The 21,416-nt window shown below is 38.9% G+C and carries 22 protein-coding genes; 1 reads left to right on the forward strand and 21 read right to left on the reverse strand.

Annotated features, from left to right (window positions below; genetic code table 11):
- Positions 1 to 97: 97 nt before the first annotated feature.
- The 6 genes from cccA to ACQKEV_RS09735 all read right to left on the reverse strand — a co-directional run bounded on the left by cccA (position 98) and on the right by ACQKEV_RS09735 (position 6,614).
- Positions 98 to 463: a cytochrome c550 gene (cccA, locus tag ACQKEV_RS09710; RefSeq protein WP_427445604.1), complete on the reverse strand. Its 366-nt coding sequence runs from the start codon at positions 461 to 463 to the stop codon at positions 98 to 100.
- A gap of 141 nt (positions 464 to 604) precedes the next feature.
- Positions 605 to 1,744, reverse strand: coding sequence for an acyl-CoA dehydrogenase (locus ACQKEV_RS09715; RefSeq protein WP_427445602.1), 1,140 nt, complete (start codon positions 1,742 to 1,744; stop codon positions 605 to 607).
- A gap of 140 nt (positions 1,745 to 1,884) precedes the next feature.
- Positions 1,885 to 3,015, reverse strand: coding sequence for an RNA polymerase sigma factor RpoD (gene rpoD / locus ACQKEV_RS09720; protein ID WP_427445599.1), 1,131 nt, complete (start codon positions 3,013 to 3,015; stop codon positions 1,885 to 1,887).
- A 29-nt stretch (positions 3,016 to 3,044) separates the two neighbouring features.
- On the reverse strand, positions 3,045 to 4,856 hold the full coding sequence (gene dnaG, locus ACQKEV_RS09725; protein WP_427446242.1) for a DNA primase: 1,812 nt from the start codon (positions 4,854 to 4,856) through the stop codon (positions 3,045 to 3,047).
- Between the two features lie 302 nt (positions 4,857 to 5,158).
- Positions 5,159 to 5,962 carry a pyruvate, water dikinase regulatory protein gene (locus ACQKEV_RS09730; protein ID WP_427445597.1) on the reverse strand — a complete coding sequence of 268 codons (804 nt, stop codon included), beginning with the start codon at positions 5,960 to 5,962 and terminating at the stop codon, positions 5,159 to 5,161.
- Between the two features lie 13 nt (positions 5,963 to 5,975).
- Positions 5,976 to 6,614 (reverse strand): helix-turn-helix transcriptional regulator, encoded by a 639-nt coding sequence (locus ACQKEV_RS09735; RefSeq protein ID WP_427446241.1) that lies wholly within the window; start codon positions 6,612 to 6,614, stop codon positions 5,976 to 5,978.
- Between the two features lie 328 nt (positions 6,615 to 6,942).
- On the opposite strand from ACQKEV_RS09735, the gene ACQKEV_RS09740 reads away from it, so the two are divergent.
- The gene (locus ACQKEV_RS09740) at positions 6,943 to 8,325 is read left to right on the forward strand and encodes a glycine--tRNA ligase (protein WP_427445595.1); all 1,383 of its coding nucleotides are present in this window, start codon (positions 6,943 to 6,945) and stop codon (positions 8,323 to 8,325) included.
- Between the two features lie 149 nt (positions 8,326 to 8,474).
- On the opposite strand, the gene ACQKEV_RS09745 is transcribed toward ACQKEV_RS09740, so the two are convergent.
- From ACQKEV_RS09745 to rpsU, 15 genes are all read right to left on the reverse strand, one after another.
- A complete protein-coding gene (locus ACQKEV_RS09745; RefSeq protein WP_427445592.1) occupies positions 8,475 to 9,032 on the reverse strand; it encodes an N-acetyltransferase family protein in 558 nt (185 codons plus the stop codon).
- A 107-nt stretch (positions 9,033 to 9,139) separates the two neighbouring features.
- Positions 9,140 to 9,715, reverse strand: a complete 576-nt coding sequence (locus ACQKEV_RS09750; protein WP_427445590.1) for an MEDS domain-containing protein — start codon at positions 9,713 to 9,715, stop codon at positions 9,140 to 9,142.
- Between the two features lie 257 nt (positions 9,716 to 9,972).
- Positions 9,973 to 10,767, reverse strand: coding sequence for a DNA repair protein RecO (gene recO / locus ACQKEV_RS09755; RefSeq protein WP_427445588.1), 795 nt, complete (start codon positions 10,765 to 10,767; stop codon positions 9,973 to 9,975).
- Between the two features lie 18 nt (positions 10,768 to 10,785).
- Entirely contained in the window at positions 10,786 to 11,700 is a 915-nt protein-coding gene (gene era / locus ACQKEV_RS09760) for a GTPase Era (RefSeq protein WP_427445586.1), read from the reverse strand.
- Entirely contained in the window at positions 11,684 to 12,094 is a 411-nt protein-coding gene (locus ACQKEV_RS09765) for a cytidine deaminase (protein ID WP_427445583.1), read from the reverse strand. Before ACQKEV_RS09765 ends, era begins: the two co-directional genes overlap by 17 nt.
- A gap of 12 nt (positions 12,095 to 12,106) precedes the next feature.
- The gene (locus tag ACQKEV_RS09770) at positions 12,107 to 12,472 is read right to left on the reverse strand and encodes a diacylglycerol kinase family protein (RefSeq protein WP_427445580.1); all 366 of its coding nucleotides are present in this window, start codon (positions 12,470 to 12,472) and stop codon (positions 12,107 to 12,109) included.
- Complete coding sequence (gene ybeY, locus ACQKEV_RS09775; RefSeq protein ID WP_427445578.1) at positions 12,469 to 12,942, reverse strand: rRNA maturation RNase YbeY; 474 nt, start codon at positions 12,940 to 12,942, stop codon at positions 12,469 to 12,471. Before ybeY ends, ACQKEV_RS09770 begins: the two co-directional genes overlap by 4 nt.
- A gap of 12 nt (positions 12,943 to 12,954) precedes the next feature.
- A complete protein-coding gene (locus tag ACQKEV_RS09780; RefSeq protein ID WP_427457874.1) occupies positions 12,955 to 15,039 on the reverse strand; it encodes an HD family phosphohydrolase in 2,085 nt (694 codons plus the stop codon).
- Positions 15,040 to 15,509: 470 nt separating this feature from the next.
- Positions 15,510 to 16,472, reverse strand: a complete 963-nt coding sequence (locus tag ACQKEV_RS09785) for a PhoH family protein (RefSeq protein WP_427445572.1) — start codon at positions 16,470 to 16,472, stop codon at positions 15,510 to 15,512.
- A 2-nt stretch (positions 16,473 to 16,474) separates the two neighbouring features.
- Positions 16,475 to 17,599 (reverse strand): sporulation protein YqfD, encoded by a 1,125-nt coding sequence (locus ACQKEV_RS09790; protein ID WP_427445569.1) that lies wholly within the window; start codon positions 17,597 to 17,599, stop codon positions 16,475 to 16,477.
- On the reverse strand, positions 17,599 to 17,841 hold the full coding sequence (locus ACQKEV_RS09795) for a hypothetical protein (protein WP_427445566.1): 243 nt from the start codon (positions 17,839 to 17,841) through the stop codon (positions 17,599 to 17,601). The genes ACQKEV_RS09790 and ACQKEV_RS09795 overlap by 1 nt, the downstream gene beginning before the upstream one ends.
- A gap of 50 nt (positions 17,842 to 17,891) precedes the next feature.
- Entirely contained in the window at positions 17,892 to 18,338 is a 447-nt protein-coding gene (locus tag ACQKEV_RS09800; RefSeq protein ID WP_427445563.1) for a hypothetical protein, read from the reverse strand.
- Positions 18,339 to 18,373: 35 nt separating this feature from the next.
- The gene (gene floA, locus ACQKEV_RS09805) at positions 18,374 to 19,384 is read right to left on the reverse strand and encodes a flotillin-like protein FloA (RefSeq protein ID WP_427445560.1); all 1,011 of its coding nucleotides are present in this window, start codon (positions 19,382 to 19,384) and stop codon (positions 18,374 to 18,376) included.
- The gene (locus ACQKEV_RS09810; protein ID WP_427445557.1) at positions 19,381 to 20,709 is read right to left on the reverse strand and encodes an NfeD family protein; all 1,329 of its coding nucleotides are present in this window, start codon (positions 20,707 to 20,709) and stop codon (positions 19,381 to 19,383) included. The genes floA and ACQKEV_RS09810 overlap by 4 nt, the downstream gene beginning before the upstream one ends.
- A 493-nt stretch (positions 20,710 to 21,202) precedes the next feature.
- Complete coding sequence (gene rpsU / locus ACQKEV_RS09815) at positions 21,203 to 21,376, reverse strand: 30S ribosomal protein S21 (protein ID WP_016426884.1); 174 nt, start codon at positions 21,374 to 21,376, stop codon at positions 21,203 to 21,205.
- Positions 21,377 to 21,416: the final 40 nt, after the last annotated feature.

A 21,416-nucleotide genomic window follows, 5' to 3' on the forward strand; every position in this document is an offset into this window, starting at 1 on the left:
GTTCTATTCGCGTTCAGCGGTGTTCTATTCGCTTAACACAACATAACAGTCCTAGAGCATGAAAAAACCCTTATCCAAATCGGATAAGGGTTTCGGCTTATTTAAGAGTTAAAATATATTCTGCCATTTGTGCAGCTTGATCTTCAGGTAGTAAACCGGCAGGCATGCCCGATCCTTTACCATTTACGATTGTTTCAGTAATTTCTTCCTTAGATAAAGAAGTACCTGCTAAAGCAGGACCAACTCCACCTTTAAGATCTCCACCGTGACAAGAAATACATTTCCCTTTTGCCATCTCAGCATCGAACTCTTCAGTTTCTGCTTTTTCGCCGCCCTCAGCGCCTTCTTCATGTCCAGCAGCAATTTCTTCTTTTTTCTCAGCGCCTTGAATTGATAAGAAGAAGATAAGGCCAATACCAAATGCCATAATTAAAATGAAAGGAACTATTGGATTTTTTTGCATCATGTAACCTCCTTTTTTCGTTCATTCTTTTTCTAAAATAGAATCAGTCAACACTGTTATTGTACTGCATTCTATCTAAAACGAAAAGTCTTATCTCGGAAGTTTTCACGGATTGTGATAAATTCGACAATTTAGCGAAATTTAGCAACCGATTAAACGTGCAATAACCATTCGTTGCACTTCAGATGTACCTTCACCAATTTCACACAATTTGGCGTCGCGCATATAACGCTCGACTTCATATTCTTTCATATATCCATAACCACCGTGAATTTGAACGGCTTGATCCGCAATTTGCATCGCGATTTCTGATGCATATAATTTACACATTGATGCTTCTTTTGAGAATGGACGGCCTTGATCTTTCAACCATGCAGCTTTATAGACCATCGTTCGAGCCAATTCAATCTTCATGGCCATATCAGCCAATTTGAATTGCGTAATCTGGAATTCGGATAATGGTTTGCCAAATTGTTTTCGTTCTTTAGAATAACGAAGAGCACGATCAAACGCCGCTTGAGCAATTCCTACTGCCATTGCTCCAATACCGATACGACCACCATCAAGAGTCACTAAAAACTGACGGAATCCTTCTCCACGCTTACCTAATAAGTTTTCTTTTGGAACTCTTACATTCTCTAAAACTAGTTCTGTTGTATTTGAAGCATTTAAGCCCATTTTTTCGTAGTTATCAATAACTGTGAAACCTTCTGCATCCGTTGGCACGATAATCGCACTGATTTCTTTCTTGCCATTTACTTCTCCGGTAATTGCAGTAATTGCCAAGTGTTTCGCATAGCTAGCGTTCGTAATATATACTTTGCTGCCATTAATAACGAAATCGTCACCATCTTCAACGGCACGTGTTTGCGTTCCGCCGGCATCAGAGCCAGCATTTGGTTCAGTTAACCCGAATGCACCAAAAGATTCACCTGTGCAGATCGGTGTTAAATATTTATGTTTTTGCTCTTCAGTACCAAACAAATTAAGAGGTGCCCCACCTAACGAAATATGAGCTGAATAAGTAATTCCAGTAGATGCACATGCTCGACTCAGTTCTTCCGTTACGATAGCAAAACTGATTGTATCTGCGCCCGCGCCACCATATTCTTCAGAAAACGGTAAGCCCATCATCCCCATGTCGGCTAACTGTTTAAAAATTTCTTTTGGAAAAGCTTTTGTACGATCACGTTCTATCGCGCCAGGTGCTACGACTTTATCCGCAAACTCTTTCATTGTTTTGCGAATCATCTGATGTTCTTGCGATAAATCAAAATTCACTACATTCAACCCCTTTTAATTTTAAAACGCTTTCATTTTTCATTATATCTGAAATATTCTAACATTCACAACTATTATTCTTTTATTAAAAAAAGAGAACAAAAAAAGATGCTCACGGGTGTGAGCATCTTTTGGGAAGTCTATTCTAAAAAGTCTTTTAGTCGTTTACTTCTTGAAGGATGACGCAATTTGCGTAAAGCTTTCGCTTCAATTTGACGAATACGTTCGCGTGTTACGCCAAATACTTTACCTACTTCTTCAAGCGTGCGTGTACGGCCGTCATCAAGACCAAAACGTAATCGCAATACATTCTCTTCACGATCAGTTAAAGTGTCTAAAACGTCCTCTAACTGCTCTTTTAATAATTCATATGCCGCGTGATCAGATGGAGATTGTGCATCAGAGTCTTCAATGAAGTCTCCTAAGTGGGAATCATCTTCTTCCCCAATAGGTGTTTCTAGTGAAACAGGCTCTTGTGCAATCTTCAGAATCTCACGTACTTTCTCAGCTGGCAATTCCATTTCTTCCCCGATTTCTTCAGGAGAAGGTTCGCGACCTAAGTCTTGAAGCAATTGACGCTGAACACGAATTAATTTGTTAATCGTCTCGACCATATGAACTGGAATACGAATCGTACGTGCTTGGTCAGCAATTGCACGTGTAATTGCTTGTCGGATCCACCATGTAGCATAAGTACTGAATTTGAACCCTTTACGGAAATCAAATTTTTCCACCGCTTTAATAAGACCCATATTTCCTTCCTGAATCAAATCCAGGAACAGCATTCCACGACCAACGTAACGCTTGGCAATACTTACAACAAGGCGCAAGTTCGCTTCAGCTAAACGCTTTTTCGCTTCTTCATCGCCAGCTTCAATACGTTTTGCCAAGGCAATTTCTTCATCTGCAGAAAGTAAATCTACTCGACCGATTTCTTTTAAGTACATACGCACAGGATCATTGATTTTAACGCCCGGTGGTACACTTAAATCGTTCAAATCGAATGTTTCTTCTTCTTGCCCTTTTTTCATCAACTTTTCCAAGTCTTCTTCATCGCCGTCTTTACGACCAAGTTCCACGCCTTGTGCTTCCAGCTGTTCGATAAATTCTTCGATTTGATCGGATTCCAACTCAAATACGGATAATTTTTCAGCTATATCAGCAAAAGTTAGCTCCCCCGATTTTTTACCTAATTCGAGTAGAGATTTTTTTGCTTCTTCTAATGTGACTTCATTTTCTACCTCTTTTGAACGTTCAGACTTGTCCGCCATAAGTCTTCCTCCTTTAAAAACCAATCAATTTACATCGTTGATAACGATTTTTTCAAATCGATTATTTGTTTTGCAAGCTCTAAAGCACGTTTCATATCCTGAAGTTTTTCTGCTTCTTTGGATTCGTGCATTTTCGTTTGTATTTGAAGCTCGATTCGGTGTTTATTTATTTGTCGTAAGCAGTCCGAGACTTCTTCAATAGCATGCTCTGGGTCCCGTTCTGTTAACGTTGCTTCCATAACCAATTTTCGTAGTTCTGTGTCTTCTAGAATTTCTAGAAAACGATGTGTATCAGCTTGAGGATAGGTGTCGTAGAAACCTATAAGTCGAACAAATATTGCCTCGTAAGGATCGTGGATGAATACATGAAGGCCATGATCTTGGTGTAAACGATCGACTATATCGACTTGATGTAGCATATGCGCGAGCAACAATTTTTCAGCCCTGTCAATCGCTTGGACGCGCTTTCGACTTACGGGAGCGTTTTGGGCAACTGGAGGAGCCTGTTGTCTCGAGTTTTGTTTAAGGTTCTTACCTTCAATCTTTCGAAATTGCTGATAAATTGCATCTTCCGAAATATTGGTTTCTTTGGCTAATTGCCGAATATATAAATCGCGTTCAACCGGTGAAGAATTCCCGACAAAATGTTCCAGAACTTCTTGCACGTATTGTAACGTGTCATTTTCAAATTGAAAGTTTTTATTACGTCTTGCGACCATCATCATAAAAGCTAAATAAGCATGAGGTCGTTCAATGATTTGTTTTTCAAATGCCTCAGCACCATTTTTTTGAACAAAGTCATCAGGATCCATCTGATCGGGCAGGATGGCAATTTCAGTTTTCACTTTATTCTCCATTAACAGCTGTGCAGCACGTTTTGCAGCTTCTAATCCTGCGCCATCCCCATCGTAACAAAGTATCACAGTGTCGGATAATCGCTTCAGTTTATGGATATGTTCTTTCGTAAGCGAAGTGCCCATAGTGGCTACAGTATTCATAATACCCGCTTTTGCCGCTGCCATAACATCCATAAAACCTTCCATGACAATCACTTTATGTTTTTTACGGATTATCGGACGTGCAACATCCAAATTGTACAAAACTTTGCTTTTTTGAAATATCGGTGACTCAGGACTGTTCATGTACTTAGCATCTTGAGTTTCAGTTGTTAACACACGTCCTGAGAATGCAATGACATGTCCCGCTTCATCACGAACCGGAAACATGATCCGTTCTCTGAATCGATCAAAGTATTCATTTTTATTTTCTTTTTGAATGAGAAGACCACTTTGTGCCATTTCGGCTAGATTGAATCCTTTACGTTCGAGTAACGTTGTTAAGGCATCCCAATTTGGAAGTGACCACCCAATTCTATATTGTTCAATAAGCTCTCTGGAAAATCCTCTTTCTTCTAAATAATGAAGAGCTTTTTCACCTTCTTCTGTATTTAGAAGCAAGTGATGATAATAATTCATTGCAAACGTGTGCGCTTCTTTCATTCGTGTTTCTTCTTTGGACACCGTTTTGGTCTCGCCATTTTGTGGTTCAATCTCAACATCGATCCCGATACGAGACCCTAACTTACTGACGGCTTCTTGAAAGGAAAGATTGTCTATATCCATTACAAAGGTAATGGCATTTCCTCCGGCACCACATCCAAAACAATGAAAAATTTGTTTGTCTTGTGAAACTGAGAATGACGGTGTTTGTTCTCCATGAAAAGGACAAAGTCCAAACCAGTTACGTCCACGCTTTGTCAATTGGACATATTCACTAATGACATCAACAACATCATTACTCGTGCGAATATGTTCGATTGTTTCTTCAGGAATTCGTTGCATGTTGTCTTCACCATCTTTTAACGGGCTAAATATTGAATTCGAGAGATTTGATGAAAATCCTGCAAGTTTCGACAAAATAATAAAAAAACACATATTACTCCCTTTGAAGAGGGTAATAATGTTATTTTTCTATAGTGATTTTCAAAAATCAAAATTATTGAAATCTTGACAAATCTTACAAAATGACAACTCTTATTAAATATTTTTACCACAATTTTTTATTATAAAACGTTTTTCTTGAAAAATCTATAAAAAATTATTATTCCAAAAGAAAAAACCTTCCCAAAAGAGATGGTTTTCACTTACTGGATTTTGTTTAAGATGACATTTGCCGTTTCTTCGACTGCTCGATTCGTGACATCAATCACGTGACAGCCAATTCGGGAAACAACTTTTTCAAAATGGACGATTTCTTGTTTAATACGTTCCAATTTTGCATAGCTTGCATCATCATTCAAACCTAAAGCGATTAATCGTTCTTTGCGAATTGAGTTGAGCTTATCTGGTGAAATAACAAGTCCGAAACATTTTTCCGGATCAACTTTGAATAATTCTTCTGGAGGTTCCACTTCAGGCACTAAAGGAACATTCGCCACTTTATATCGTTTGTGTGCTAAATACTGAGATAATGGGGTCTTTGATGTACGTGAAACGCCAACTAGAACGATATCTGCCATTAGTAAACCACGTGGGTCACGCCCATCATCATATTTGACAGCAAACTCGATTGCTTCAATTTTTTTAAAATAATCATCATCCAATTTACGAACCAGACCTGGTTCTTCAAAAGGAATCTCATTCAAGTCAAGTTCCAACATGTCCATTAGTGGACCCATTAAATCGATGGATCTCACACTATGTTTTGCACATTCCATCTGTATACTATAACGCATCTTTTTTTGGACGAGCGTATATAAAATCATCGCCTGCTGCATTTGAGCAAGATGAACAATCTCTTTCACATGATCAAGTGTTTCAATATGTGGGAAACGTTTTAAGGATGTGTCCTGTAAACCAGGTCTAAACTGACTTACCGCCGCTTTCGCAACTAACTCCCCTGTTTCACCAACTGAATCCGAAACAATAAATATTTGCAGCTTTTTCATGGTTTCCATCACCTCACAAATCGTGATTTTCCGCTAATGACAGAAAAGCACCTGTAATGTTTGTTTTCGTCAAACGCCCAATCACTTCGTAGCCATCTGGATGTTGTTTTACAATTGGTAAAGCATCAATCTGTTTATCAATCAGTTTTTTCGCCGCATGGAACAATGAATCGTGTTTAAAACAAAATGTAATATTCGGCATCCTCGTCATGATGATATGTACGGGGATTTTGTTCAAATCCTGTTGACCTAAACTCGTTCTAAGTAAATCTTTTCGAGATAATACTCCTGTTAAATAAGCATTTTTGTCGACGACAAAAAGCGTTCCGACATCTTCCAAGAACATGTGACAAATGGCATCATATACTGTCATATCTTCAGCCACTACAATAGGGATTGATTGGAAATCTCGAACCTTCATATTCATCATGCTATCAGAAACAGCTTGACCAGTTTTTTTGCCTGAATAGAAATATCCTACTCGAGGTCTTGCATCCAAAAACCCCGACATGGTTAATATAGCTAAATCCGGTCGAAGTGTAGATCTTGTTAAATGCAGACGTTCTGCAATTTGTTCTCCTGTAATCGGACCATTTTCTTTTACAATTTGCAAAATGTCCTCTTGACGTTTGTTGAGTTCGATCGGACTCACCGCCTCAAAAAGTGTTATACTCAATGTTCAATATTATATACTAATTAAGCAGGCTAATCTAGTACCCAGCTTAAGTGGCATTATTAAATTGTGTATGCTACAATATAGTCAATTATATAGACGAAGATAGGAAAATAAGTATTGTTCACATTAGCGAGCAGAGACAGTGAAAGTCTGCAAGGAACAAGAAAAGGCGTCCTGGAGTCATGTTAATGAAAGTGGATTGCGTAAAGCAATCAACTGGGGTGGAACCGCGGGTATAATGCACTCGTCCCCGGACATTTATTGTCCGGGGACGAGTGCTATTTTTATTTTTGGAGGGATTGTTATGACAATCACAATGGAAAACGTAGTAAGTTTAGCAAAACACAGAGGGTTTGTATTCCCTGGCTCTGATATCTACGGAGGCTTAGCCAATACTTGGGATTACGGTCCACTTGGAATTGAATTGAAAAACAATGTTAAAAAAGCATGGTGGCGCAAATTCGTTCAAGAATCTCCATACAATGTTGGTCTTGACGCTGCTATCTTAATGAACCCTAAAGTATGGTCAGCATCAGGTCATATCGGTAACTTCAATGACCCAATGATCGACTGTAAGAAATGTAAAGCGCGTCACCGTGCAGACAAATTAATTGAAGATGCACTTGAAGCTAAAGGGATCGAAATGATCGTTGATGGCCTTCCATTCGAAAAAATGGAAGAGTTAATTAGCGAACATGCAATTACATGTCCAGATTGTGGTGCTCAAGAATTTACGAACATCCGTCAGTTCAATTTAATGTTCAAAACTTCTCAAGGTGTGACTGAATCTTCATCAAATGATATTTACTTACGTCCTGAAACTGCACAAGGTATTTTTGTGAACTTTAAAAACGTTCAACGCTCAATGCGTAAAAAAATGCCGTTTGGGATTGCTCAGATCGGTAAGAGTTTCCGTAACGAAATCACGCCTGGTAACTTCACTTTCCGTACGCGTGAATTTGAGCAAATGGAGCTTGAATTCTTCTGTAAGCCAGGTGAAGATTTGGAATGGTTTACTTTCTGGCGCGATTATTGTAAAAACTGGTTATTGAACTTAGGTTTAAACGAAGAAAACATGCGTTTACGTGATCACGATAAAGAAGAACTTTCACATTATGCTTCGGCTACAACAGATGTGGAATATAAATTCCCATTCGGCTGGGGCGAGCTTTGGGGTATTGCAGACCGCACAGACTTCGATTTAAAACGCCATATGGAACATTCAGGTGAAGATTTCAACTACATCGACCCAATCACGAACGAACGTTATGTACCGTACTGTATCGAGCCATCATTGGGGGCAGACCGTGTCACACTGGCATTCTTATGTGACGCTTATACTGAAGAGGCTCTTGAAGGTGATGATAAACGCACAGTACTTCGTTTTCACCCTGCCTTAGCTCCAGTAAAAGCAGCTATTTTACCATTATCAAAAAAATTAGCTGAAGGTGCTGGTGAAGTGTTTACTGATTTGAGTAAATCATTCATGGTCGATTATGATGAGTCTCAATCCATTGGTAAACGCTACCGTCGACAAGATGAAATTGGTACACCGTTCTGTATCACTTATGACTTTGATTCAGTTGAAGATGGTCAAGTAACCGTTCGTCACCGCGATTCAATGGAACAAGTACGTATGCCGATCGTTGATGTTAAAGCTTATATTGAAAAGCACTTAGAATTTTAAGCTCTTCGATTGTGAAGGCTCACAGCTCTACAAGAGCATTATGAATTAGAGAATAGTTAAGGGAGGGAGATGTGATTTCGTTCACACCTCCCTTCCTTTTTACTAGGTTATATTTTTCGTTTTATTAGGAAGAAGGACTCCACCTGGCATTAGTCAATGACTGATGGCTTAACCCTTCCCATGATAATGGTATTATAATAATTTCCGTCAGATAGCAATTTATCTTTTCTTAATATACCTTCCACTTCAAACCCGAATTTCTTATAAAGCTCGATGGCTTTTTCATTGGTTTCGAGAACATTTAATGTTATCTTCTTAATTTCTTGTGTGTCTGCCCAATGAATTGATTGTTGTAAAAGATTTTTTCCGATACCATATCCCCAAAATTCCTTTAATACACAGACACCAAATTCTACTTTATGCGAACTTCTTCTTAAATTGCTTCCTTCACATCTGGAAAAACCGACAATTTTATGATTAACTTCAGCAACTAAAAACAGGTTATTAATACTTTCTGTATCATCTTTAATAATCTGTTTAAAGCCTGATTCATTTATGTATGCCTCGCCTTTTTCTCTATCTAAGTTTTCCGTTTCACCATCTACCTGCAACCTGACTTCGGACAGGCTGTTGGCATCTTTCTCGCTTGCTGATCTAATCTTATATTGTAAGTCATGAATCTTGAATTTGATTTGGTTAACTTTCATACCCTCTCAATCCCCCCTCATCAATGCACTCTGATATGTAAAAATTAATCGCCCGCATTATTGTTAATGGAAATAAAACACACTTAGGAATTCCCTAAGCGTGTCGTTTATTTATTCGTCACAAATGATTGCTGGTATTGATTCGAGACCACGAAATCATCTTCCATTAGCACATACGGATGTCTTTCCAACAACATATTTTTTATATATTCTGGCATTCTATTAGCTTCGTATGCACAAATTAATGGAAACGACAGCTCATTTACTGCTTCGTCGATAATTTTCTCAAAATCTTCTATTAGATGTAGCGGCTCTTCCATGGTAGCCCACTCAACATGTGCCCATGATCGGAAAGTCAGTTTATTTTCCAAATAGGGCTCTATCATTTTACTAAAGTAAGCCGTAATTGCAGGAGGATGATAACTGCCACTTGAACAATAGAAATCAAAGCTGTTTACATAATGTAGAAACTCCAGTTGACCTATAGATAACCGTGTGACTAGTTCCTTTTGAATTATTGGATAAAGACGGGAATTTTCAATTAAAATAACGTAATCTCCCGCAGCAATACCAGTTTCAATAAAATCCAAAACCTGTTTTATATAATTCTCCTGTTCAGTAAACGAATACAACACATGAACATTTCGTTGGTCCTCAAACATTTGATTCATTTTGTTTTTCATTTAGTCATCCCTTTGCTTGCGTATCTCTCCATTATACTAAATTAATATGAGTAGAGAAATAAGAAAAAATTGATAATTCTTCCAATTATCAATCTTTTCCAGCTGAATTAGTTCCACAAATTGAAATCGAAACGTTCTCTTCCATTCATTTTAATCGTCTTACCTAGCAGTCTGTTTCAATTCAGCGTTGCTCAGTTCATTGTGCAGTCTATGTGAATTTTTAGTTAGAACATTAATTTCAACATAAAAAAACCGCCTTACTGTCCTTCATCAGGATCAGTAGACGGATTTTCTTTTTTGGGGAAATATTGAGGTGAGCGATCGAGTTGGTCAATGAATGACCTTGACTTCAATCGAATACCTGTTTGTTCTTCATAAATGGTCCTGACAATTTTCTTAATAAAAGTTTTAGTTTCTTTTTTTAAGGTCAATTTCCCAACTTGCTCAATCGGTACAGTATAAAAAGTCCGAATGAGTTTCACTTGAGCAGGCGTTAATCGAATGATATAACGATCCACGGCAAAACACCGATGACATAAAAAACCGATTTGCTGGAAAGAGAAAGCAAATTCTCCATCTGTCGCTCCACAATTGGCACATTGATGCAATGTTGGGTAAATGCCGGTGACTGGCAACATCTTCCACTCAACGAACAATGCAATCGCTTCTGGGTCATATTCTTCTGAGATAGCATGCAGCGCTTGTTGTAGCAAATTGAAAATAGCTGGTTGAGCCGTACGGTCTTCTACCGCACGATCAATTAATTCCACCACAAAACTGGCGTACGCAGTTGCTTCGATATCCTCACGAATATGACGATACGATTCCATCTGCTCTCCTTGCTGCATAGTTCCCATTCCCCGCCCTTGTTGGACCAGGAATGAACCATGGGTGAAGGGCTGCGTGATCGCTGCGAGTCTACTTGCTGGTTTTTTAGCCCCTCTTGCCATCGCGGTGACCTTGCCACCTTCTCGCGAATAAATGGTGACTATTTTATTGGATTCCCCGTAATCTTGCGTTTTTAAGACAATGCCTTCAATTCGATTCAGCAACTGCCCCCACGTCCCTTATTAATATTCGTCGTCGCGGAAACCGAAATCACGTAAATGGACTTGTTTATTACGCCAGTCTTTTTGGACTTTTACCCATAGTTCTAGGAATACTTTGCTTCCAAGCAACATTTCGATATCTTTACGGGCACGCATCCCGACTTCTTTAAGAAGGGCCCCTTTTTTACCAATAACGATTCCTTTTTGTGAGTCGCGTTCTACCATAATAGTCGCTGTCACTCGAATTTTATCACTATCTTCATCTCTTTTTATTTTCTCAATTACGACTGCAATTGAATGTGGAATTTCTTCGTGTGTTAAATGAAGTACTTTTTCACGAATCAACTCAGAGATAATAAAACGCTCTGGATGGTCTGTTACTTGATCGGCAGGGTAATATTGTGGTCCTTCTGGCAAGTGCTCAGTCAGGACTTTCAGTAACCCCTCGATATTGATGCCTTCAAGAGCAGAAATCGGTAAAACATCCGCGAAATCAAATTCATTTCTGAACGATTCTGTTACGCTCAACAACTTGTCTGGATGGATTAAATCGATTTTATTCATCACCAAAAAGACTGGTGTTTCATTGCCTTTAAGCATATCTAAAATATAACGATCTTGTTTCCCAATACGATCCGTAGAATCAACCATCAACAGAATCGCATCGACTTCACGTAATGTGTTTTTTGCAACTTTCAGCATAAAATCCCCTAGTTTATGTCTAGGTTCATTTATACCAGGAGTATCAATGAAAATAAGTTGTTCTGTGTTCGTCGTTAAAACACCTTGAACTTTATTTCTTGTCGTTTGTGGCTTGTCACTCATAATCGCAATTTTTTGCCCAATTACGCGGTTCAAGAATGTTGATTTTCCAGCGTTTGGACGACCAATGATTGAAATGAATCCCGATTTGAACCCTTTATTTGTTTCCAGCATTCGCTAAATCCTCCGGAGAAAATGCACCTGGTAACAATTCAGCAACAGTCGTTTCCTGTAAATCACCTTTTAAGTTAATCAGATAAACAGGCATGTTTGGCTCACAGAACTCGGCAATCACTTGACGGCAAGCTCCACACGGCGATACAGGGCCCTCTGTGTCAGCTACGACTGCTAGTGAAGCAAAATCGCGAATACCCTCAGAAACCGCTTTAAAGATTGCTGTGCGCTCAGCACAGTTGGTCATGCCAAATGATGCATTTTCAATGTTACAGCCGTGGAATATTTTGCCTTCTTTCGTTAATAAAGCAGCGCCTACTTTAAATTTAGAATATGGTACGTACGCGTTTTCGCGTGCGATTTTTGATTCTTCCATCACTTGTAATTTATCCACTATTTAAACACCTCAATTAATAATTTCCATCCACTTAGGTAAAAAGATGAGTATTCCGATTATAGCACTTGCACAGGCAAATACAAGGACTGCAGCGGCGCTCATGTCTTTTGCAAGCTTAGCTAAAACATGAATATCCGGAGAAGCCAGATCAACCACTCTTTCCAAAGCAGAATTGACTAATTCAAGACTCAACATACCTGAAATACATAAAATCAATACAATCCATTCAATTGTTGATAAATGACTAAAGCTACCCGTTAAAATCACGACAATTGTGGCGAGTAAATGAAATCGAAAATTCCGCTCATTTTTACTGGCGTGAATGAGTCCAGCAAATGCAAATTTAAATGAAGAAATGAAATTATTGTTTTTCATTCACGTCGCAATCCAAAGGACTGTAAAATCGCCTCTTGCTTTTCTGTCATTTCTTTTTCTTCATCCACTTCCATATGATCATAACCAAGCAAATGAAGGAAACCATGGATTGCTAAAAATCCCAATTCCCTTTCTTCACTGTGACCGTAATCGGCTGCCTGTTCCTTTGCACGTTCAACTGAAATGATGATATCACCTAGCATACGTGGTACACCTTCCACTTCAATTGCCATTTCCCCTTCGCCTAATTCTTCCATAGCAAATGATATGACGTCTGTCGGCACATTTTTCCCTCGATATTCATGGTTGATTTGTTGAATCTCTTCATTGTTCACGAATGTTACGGATAACTCGCTGCCTGATTCAATTCCTTCAGCCTGAGCGGCGTGATGTAACATTTTTTCAATCATTTCCAGGTTTTCCGTTGATAACGATTCTGTTTGGTCGATTAAATCTAATGTTAAATGCATATGTGTGCTCCTTTATTGGGGGTATTCAATTCGAGAATGGAAAATACCATTCAACGTTTCACACAAAACGCGTTCCACGGTTTTGAGTTCTCTTAATGTTAAATCGCATTCATCGAATTGCCCATCATGTAATCGGTCTTTAATTATGGAATGGACGATTTCCTGTATTTTTTCTGCTGTTGGATGCTTCATGGAACGGACTGCCGCTTCCACACTATCTGCAATGGAAATAATGGCCGTCTCTTTTTTCTGAGGTTTAGGACCTGCATAACGATAATCTCTTTCATTGACAGATTGCCCTTCCTCTTTTGCCTTATAGTAAAAATATTTCAATAAACTGGTGCCATGATGTTGTTCCGCAATATCAATGATTTCTTTCGGCATTTTGTGTTTTTGCAGTAATTTCGCTCCATCACTTCCGTGGGATAATATGATATCCCGACTTGTTTCTGGGGGCAATGAGTCATGAGGGTTGGCGTGACTCATTTGATTTTCAATGAAAAATCCAGGGCGTTTTGTTTTTCCGATATCATGATAGTAACACCCGACTCGTGCTAGTAAGCCATCAGCCCCAATGGATTCACAGGCTGCATCAGCCAAATTTGCGACCATCACACTATGATGATAGGTTCCTGGAGTTTCCGTTAAGATTTTTTTCAACAATGGATGATTCGGATTCGATAGCTCAATCAGTTTCATCGTGGAAATTAAACCGAAAGCTGATTCAAAGAATGGCAACATTCCGATGGTCAAAGCACCGGATAAAAGACCTGATGTAATAGCGGCAATGCCGTAAAACAACAATTCGCTGACTCCATAGTCTGATTGGGTCATTAATAAATAGAAAGCCATAAAAACAAAATTGACAACCGCTACGCTTAAACTCGTTTGCAGTAAGTGTGACCGTTTTTCCGCTCCTTGAATCACGTATAGACCAGCAAGTCCACCAAACAAAAGATAAAGAGCGATCTCCATTTGAAGAACGACGGAATAACCTTCTTGGAATACGATTCCTGCAATTGCTGCAGTTAAAAAAGCCATCAAAACGGCAAAGCGTTCATTAATCAATGAACGCACAAGCATTGGAGCTAATGCGGTTGGGAAAAGAAAAGCGATTGAAACATCAAAGTTATCCGAAACTAAACTAATTAATTTCATCCCGATAACCGACATAATTAAAATCAGCATGACCACAAGAAGGGCACGTTGCCTTTCTTCTTTACTGGCACGCCATTTTGTCATTTGAATATGTAGTAGCCACATACAAAGCGAAATAAAAAGAATAAGTCCGAGAATTGGTTTCATTGAAGATTGATTGGTAAGCATTCCTAGAAGTTTTAGTTGGCGAAACACTTCCCGATCGATAATCTGGCCTTCCTGAACAATTACTTGTCCTTGGAGAATCCGGGTTGGCTCAATACTTGCTCTGGCCTGTTCAATTCGTGCTTCGGTTAATTCTTCATTTAATGTTTCATTTTCATTAATGCTATATCGGCCAATTAATACCGCTGTTGGCAACACACTCTCCGGTATTTCCAAATTTCCGCGGATGCGTCTTTCGATTTCATTTTTAGCATTGGCCACTTGCTCCGAACGTATCGGTTTACTCATAATATCGCGGATGGAAGCAGTGAGAGAATCTCTTAAATTGATTAAAGATTCATTATCCAATAAGAGTAATGAAACCAAAGCGCCATCTGTAAAGCGAATTCCTTCGCCATCTGTTTCCAGTACATTGAGATTTTCCTTCAAGTCATTTACTTGCTTTTCTATCGGAGCTAACGATTCAACTGACTCTGCTTTTTCTTCCAAAACATAATCAATTACTGACGTAACAATCGCTGCACGATTTTCGCCAATTTCTTCGGAAAATTGGTAAACACTTGTAACTTCTGAAGCGGCTCTTTGACGCTCTTCTTCCGTTTTCACAGGATCTTCAACCGTTTTGATAGAACGAATTGTATCGTTTGATAAATGAAACTCTTTTATATCATATTTTTCGGGTCTGACTCCATTTATGAGTAGTAAAAAAAGGAGTAAACCTGTTAAAACAATCGTTAAAACTGTAAATGTTCGGTAGCCCACTAGTGACTGCATTTTCTTAACCCAGCTGTCCACTGCATCACCCCATCTTCTACCTACTATCATATCAAGAATTTTCTATCATTACACCGACTATTGTAAAAGATTCAAGAAATACAATACATCGAAGCTAATCACTCAATGTAAGATTACTTGTTTAATATAGTTTTTCTAAGGTTATTTTTTTTATGTTTTGTGGTGGATTGGTTAGTTGCTCCAAAACCAGTGAAAGTTGCTCTCAAATTTGAAAAGTTGCTCCAAAAACAATGAAAGTTCCTCCTATTTTGGAAAAGTTGCTCCAAAACTCTAAAGTTTCAAAAAGAGCATACTCATATTTTCAGCTGACTTGACTAGAGTGTGATGAGGGAGAACTGCAAGCATGTGGTATTCAAACTAAAAGGTGGCCCATACGAAATTTGAGTCTACTGATGTAAATTAAACAACAGAAAATATTAACAAGAGCTAAAGTAAAAAAAACAGCAGCCTTATTCCGGCTGCTGTTCTTCGTATGCATGGATAATTTTTGCGACAAGAGGATGACGTACAACGTCTCCTTGTTCGAGCATTTGGAAGTGAATGCCACTGACATTGTGCAAAATTTTCTCGGCTACTTTCAAGCCGGATTCTGCACCTCGCGGTAAATCGATTTGCGTTTTGTCGCCAGTGATCACCATCTTCGAGCCGAAGCCCAATCGTGTTAAAAACATCTTCATTTGAGCTTTTGTCGTATTTTGAGCTTCATCCAAAATGACAAATGCATCATCTAGTGTACGTCCACGCATATAAGCGAGAGGCGCAATTTCAATCGTTCCTCTTTCCAAAAAGCGCGTAGTTTGTTCTGTTCCGAGCACATCATGAAGAGCATCGTATAAAGGACGTAAATAAGGATCTACTTTCTCTTTCAAATCCCCTGGTAAGAATCCTAAGCTCTCGCCTGCTTCAACAGCAGGGCGGGTCAAGATAATGCGTTTAACATGACCATTTTTTAATGCTTGAGTGGCAAGCACGACTGCCAAATAGGTTTTCCCGGTACCCGCAGGTCCAATACAAAACACCAGATCTTTATGGCGAATGGCATGAATGTATTCACGTTGACCGATTGTTTTAGCACGAATCGCTTTCCCTTTTACATTACGCGCAATTTCTTCATCGTACAATTCTGCGAAATATTCTAAAGTTCCAGCAGTACTCATTTCAATAGCCGTACTTACGTCACGTTGATTAATATTTATTCCTTTTTTTATAACTTTTAATAGTTGTTCGATCAGTTGTTTAGCAACCGCACGCTTTTCGACATCCCCTACAAGACGAATCGCTTCGCCTCTGGTGATCACTTGAACGCCCAGCTCTTGTTCAATTAATTTCATATTGCCATCAGAAATTCCTAGCAGTAAGATGGCTTCATTTGGATCTTGAACGTGTAATTCCGTATATAGTTCTTCCTGCATTCTCAGTCTCCTTGATGTATAGGTCTTTTACCTGCAATATTATCATTCATGTAATACAGTACTTTCCCTTTTACTGTATCATTTGACCAGGTCATGTGTAAAACTTTTTCATCCTTAATCTTTCCATTTGATGACAAACTGGATGCTGTTCTCATTCTTAACATGGGCAAAAATGCTTCTTTAATCCACTGTTCATTTACAGTCACTGAAGATTTTTCAACAATTGTATTACGCTCTACCCGGAAAACACTTTTGAATATTTCAATCAGATGTTCTACACTTTGCTCTTTTTTGAAAGCTTTCCATGGCTTAGACACTTGTAGAATTTTCACTTCTTCGGATACGAACTTATCATAGATAATTTTTGTTGGTAATTGAAAAGACATTTCAAGCCAATAGTCGGCAAACACTTGCCCCTCTGCCCCAACAATTAAATTTTTATTTCCTTGTTTCAGTATCCCCGTTACTAACATATCTCCTTTTTTTACCGTTTCATGTAATGGTATCAAACGCTCTCCTGAGCGGAGATCATAATGGGTAATGACGCCTTTACGCAGAGCCACCAAATTCGAAGGTGCGGTTTCATCTACTTGATCACGGATAATCACAGGAGCGGGAACAGAAGTAATATGCATTTTTGCTCCGATACGTTTAATATGAATCCAGGAAAGATCGTGATTGTTTGCTAAAATAACTTGGCGAATTTCAGAATCCGGGACCAGTGATTTCAAGCTCTTTCTTTCGATTACATTTAATTCATGTAGTTCCTGTTCGAGTTTCACTTGCCGTTCATCTGATTCATCTTCAATTGATATTTGCCATAAAAATAAAGAACAGATATATGGAACTAAAATGAATCCAAACAATCCTGCGAGCACTGACCAATGAAATTGAAGTACGCTTGAATGATCTGGTCGAGAGAAATGGATTGATATTCTGTACTTCTTTCTGATTTTACGGACCTTCGGAATATCTTTTTCATAAATCATAAAAGTAGTTCCTGATTTATTTGTAGATAATTTTATTATGTAAACTTTATTTAGCTTTAAAGCTTGAAGAAATGAGTATGTTTGATCATGGGGCTTTAATTGACAAGTGATTTTTCGACGGCTTTCTAAAGATGCCATTAGACCATATCCAATTTTCGTAGTTCCAGTTTGGTTAAATCTCGAACACTGATTGTGACTTCATCTTCATTCATGGTGGAAATAATCGTTTCGCCTGATTCTATGGTCAAAGCAAATCCTTGTCCCTTTAACTGACATGAATGAGGACTGAGTGACAATAATTCAAAGGGTCCATTCACACGAATAGATTGAAAGTCATCAATATGGATAAATGGGGTCAATTGCAGATGATTGTTTAACAATAAAAGACCTCCTTTCCATCAGCATATGCTGACAGATTGGAGGTCATGAGTTAACGCTTCGATTTTGGAGGAGCTAAAATCTCAGAAAAAACAATCGCTTGAAGCAGTTCCTTTTCTGAAGACGGTACCAGTGAAATTGAATCAGAAGATGTCGTTCTGATGTCTTCTTTTGACTGGTGCAAGGAAAGTCTTCCTGGACGAGCAGCTAATGTTGGAGCTGTTTTCGCTTTTTCCTTAACCGGCAAAACAGTTTCTTTCACTTGCTTCAATTGCTGGATCACTTCAGGTTTTGTTGCTGTTCGGGTCTGTCTTTCAGAGATTTGTTTTTGCACATCTCCATATATTTCTTTCGCATAATCTTCAAGCTTTTTCATGGATTGTTGATTTGGCGATTGAGGCAGAAATGGTTTTGTTTTCCCACCATCATCACTTGCATTTTTCCGTTTGAAAATCGCACTAATAACAAATGCAAGAATCGCAAAAATGATTGGTTCCACTGTCGAATCCCTCCTTAAAGGGCTACTGATTCAGGTTAATCTTTAGTTAGATCAGTTTTAGATTTATCGCCACCCATTTTACTGATTGAATCGCGCATGCTTGTATCTGCTTGTAGATTTTTATAATTCATATAATCCATAACTCCGATATTTCCTTCACGTAAAGCCTCTGCCATAGCTAAAGGAATCTCTGCTTCTGCTCCAACTACTTTTGCACGCATTTCCTGAACTTTGGCAATCATTTCTTGTTCAGTAGCTACAGCCATTGCGCGACGTTCTTCAGCCTTAGCTTGCGCAATTTTCTTGTCAGCTTCCGCTTGCTCTGTTTGAAGTTCGGCACCAATGTTTTTACCGATATCAACGTCCGCGATATCAATGGATAAAATCTCAAAAGCCGTACCAGAATCAAGACCTTTTGATAATACAGTTTGAGAAATCATATCTGGGTTTTCAAGAACTCTTTTATGATTTTCACTAGAACCAATTGTTGAGATAATCCCTTCACCTACACGGGCTACAATTGTTTCTTCACCCGCACCACCAACTAGACGATCGATATTAGCACGAACAGTAATACGTGCTTTTGCTTTCACTTCAATACCATTCATAGCTACACCGGCAATAAACGGCGTTTCAATCACTTTCGGGTTAACAGACATTTGAACGGCTTCCAGTACATCACGGCCTGCAAGGTCAATTGCTGCTGCACGTTCGAATGGCAAATCAATATTTGCTCTATGAGCGGCGATTAATGCATTTACAACTCGGTCAACATTACCACCCGCTAAATAGTGACTTTCTAGTTGATTAATTGAGACGGTAAGTCCTGCTTTATGAGCTTTAATTAATGGATTGACTATGCGTTGTGGAATAACTCGTCGTAATCTCATCCCCACTAATGTAAATATGCTGATGCGTACACCAGCTGCCAATGCCGAGATCCATAACGCAATAGGTACAAACGTCATGAATATAGCCAGTAGTATGAATGCGGCTATAATGGCAATGATAATGCCGATTGTGCTTCCAGTAATTCCTTCAATCATGCTTCATTCTCCTCTTCTTTGACTTCCCGGACAACTGTACGGGAGCCTTCAACTTTGATAATTTTTACAACTTTATTTGCATCCACGTAACCACCTTCAGTGACTGCATCGATTCTTTCACCATCCAGCATAATTGTTCCAGAAGGACGGAGTGGTGTCATGCTTACAGCCATTCTACCTAATAATTCATACCGGTTGACGTTAGAAACATAACCATGTTCTGTATCCGTGGCATCTTTCAAAATAATTTTATTGAACAGCTTGAGGTTCTTTCCAAAAAATTTCATAAGTATCACCATTCCTACAATTGCGACAATCAATGCGATCAACACGGCAATTCCCATGTGGAACACATTTCCCCCCGCAAGAAGTATACTACCGATAATTAATGCTGCCCCTATAATACCTGCAACCGCACCAGGGAGGAACAGCTCAGCTATTATAAACCCGACTCCAATGACAAATAGAATAATGGATTCATAACCTGCCAACCCCGCAACCATATGACCGAAAAAGAATAGTCCAATCGCAGTCAATCCCATTGTTCCAGCCACACCAAATCCAGGTGAATATAATTCAACAACCAATCCTAAACTTGCGATCGATAAAAGAATGGGAACAATAATTGGATCCGTAACAAAGCGCGCTACTTTCTCAGCAAAAGTTTCATTTACTGAAGTAACATTAGCTTTATTCAGCTCCAATTCCTTCAATAATTCCTCGAATGAAGCAACAGTTCCCTCAGAATAGCCAACTTCTTCAGCTTCAGTAGCTGACAACGTTAGAAGTTTCCCTTCTCCCGCACGGTATTCTGGTAAGTCTATAGATTCATCTGCCATCGCCAAAGCGTAGAGAGGATCACGGTCGGATGATTCCGCTGCTGTTTTCATCGATGTCAACCAAGCACTATTGGCCTTCTCTTCCGCAGCGTTCCCCGCTCCATCTATTACTTTTGCAGCTCCGATACGTCCGCTTGGCACCATGTAAATTTCATCTGCATGCAAGGCAATAAAAGCACCGGCTGATAACGCATTTTGATTGATAAATGCGACCGTTTTCAATGGCGTTTCATCCATTAACTTCGCGATGTTTTCAGCAGAATCCACAAATCCACCAGGCGTATTGATGTCTAAAATCACAACATCAGCATCTGCTTCTTCTGCTTCTTCAAAAGCACGTTGCAAAAAGGCATAAAGACCTTTTTCCACTTCATCCGTTATAGGAATCCGGTAAATTTCCGATGCGTTGACGGGCAAGCTAGGCAAGATTAATAGAATGGAAATGAAAAGCAGTAAATACCCACTTACGAACCGCGTCCACCTCATAACGCCCCTCCTTATCTATGTAACAATTCGGCTTTCTATAGTATGTACGGATGAACAGGAAAAAAGATTCATAAAGAAAAAAATAATGTGGAAAAATAGCAGGGCATTGAGTGATAGTTTTAAAGTTTGTGACTTAGTGTGAAATTGCGAAGATTTATAAGTGAGTTATGATCAAGTGCATTTGTCTTTCCGTCCCGAGGAAGATTCCATCCAGTCAAAAATAATTTTCATCCACTTTCAACGTTCCGTCCATTCAATGTAAGTCGTATAAAACATACGTCTCCTCATATTAGAGGGAAAATAAAATAAGCCGAGAAATCCGTAGATTTCTCGGCTTACATATGGAATTTCTTTAGTCATCAAGTAGTACGTGTTATGAACGTAGGGATTAAAGGAATTGATCACTAACGTTTACGCGCAACTTCTGATTTCTTTTTACGCTTTACGCTTTGTACCCATGAAAATCGCGATTCAAGATTACGTAAAGATTAAATTAGAATTTACGCTTACGCGCAGCTTCTGATTTCTTTTTACGCTTTACACTTGGTTTTTCATAAAACTCGCGTTTTCTTACCTCTTGTATTGTTCCACTTTTAGAAACAGTACGTTTGAAGCGGCGAAGAGCATCTTCAAGCGATTCGTTTTTGCGAACGACAGTTTTTGACATCTCTCTTTCCCTCCCTCCGAACACACGTCAATACATAACC

This window comes from Paenisporosarcina sp. NPDC076907 (genome assembly GCF_050269735.1).
Lineage (GTDB): Bacteria > Bacillota > Bacilli > Bacillales_A > Planococcaceae > Paenisporosarcina.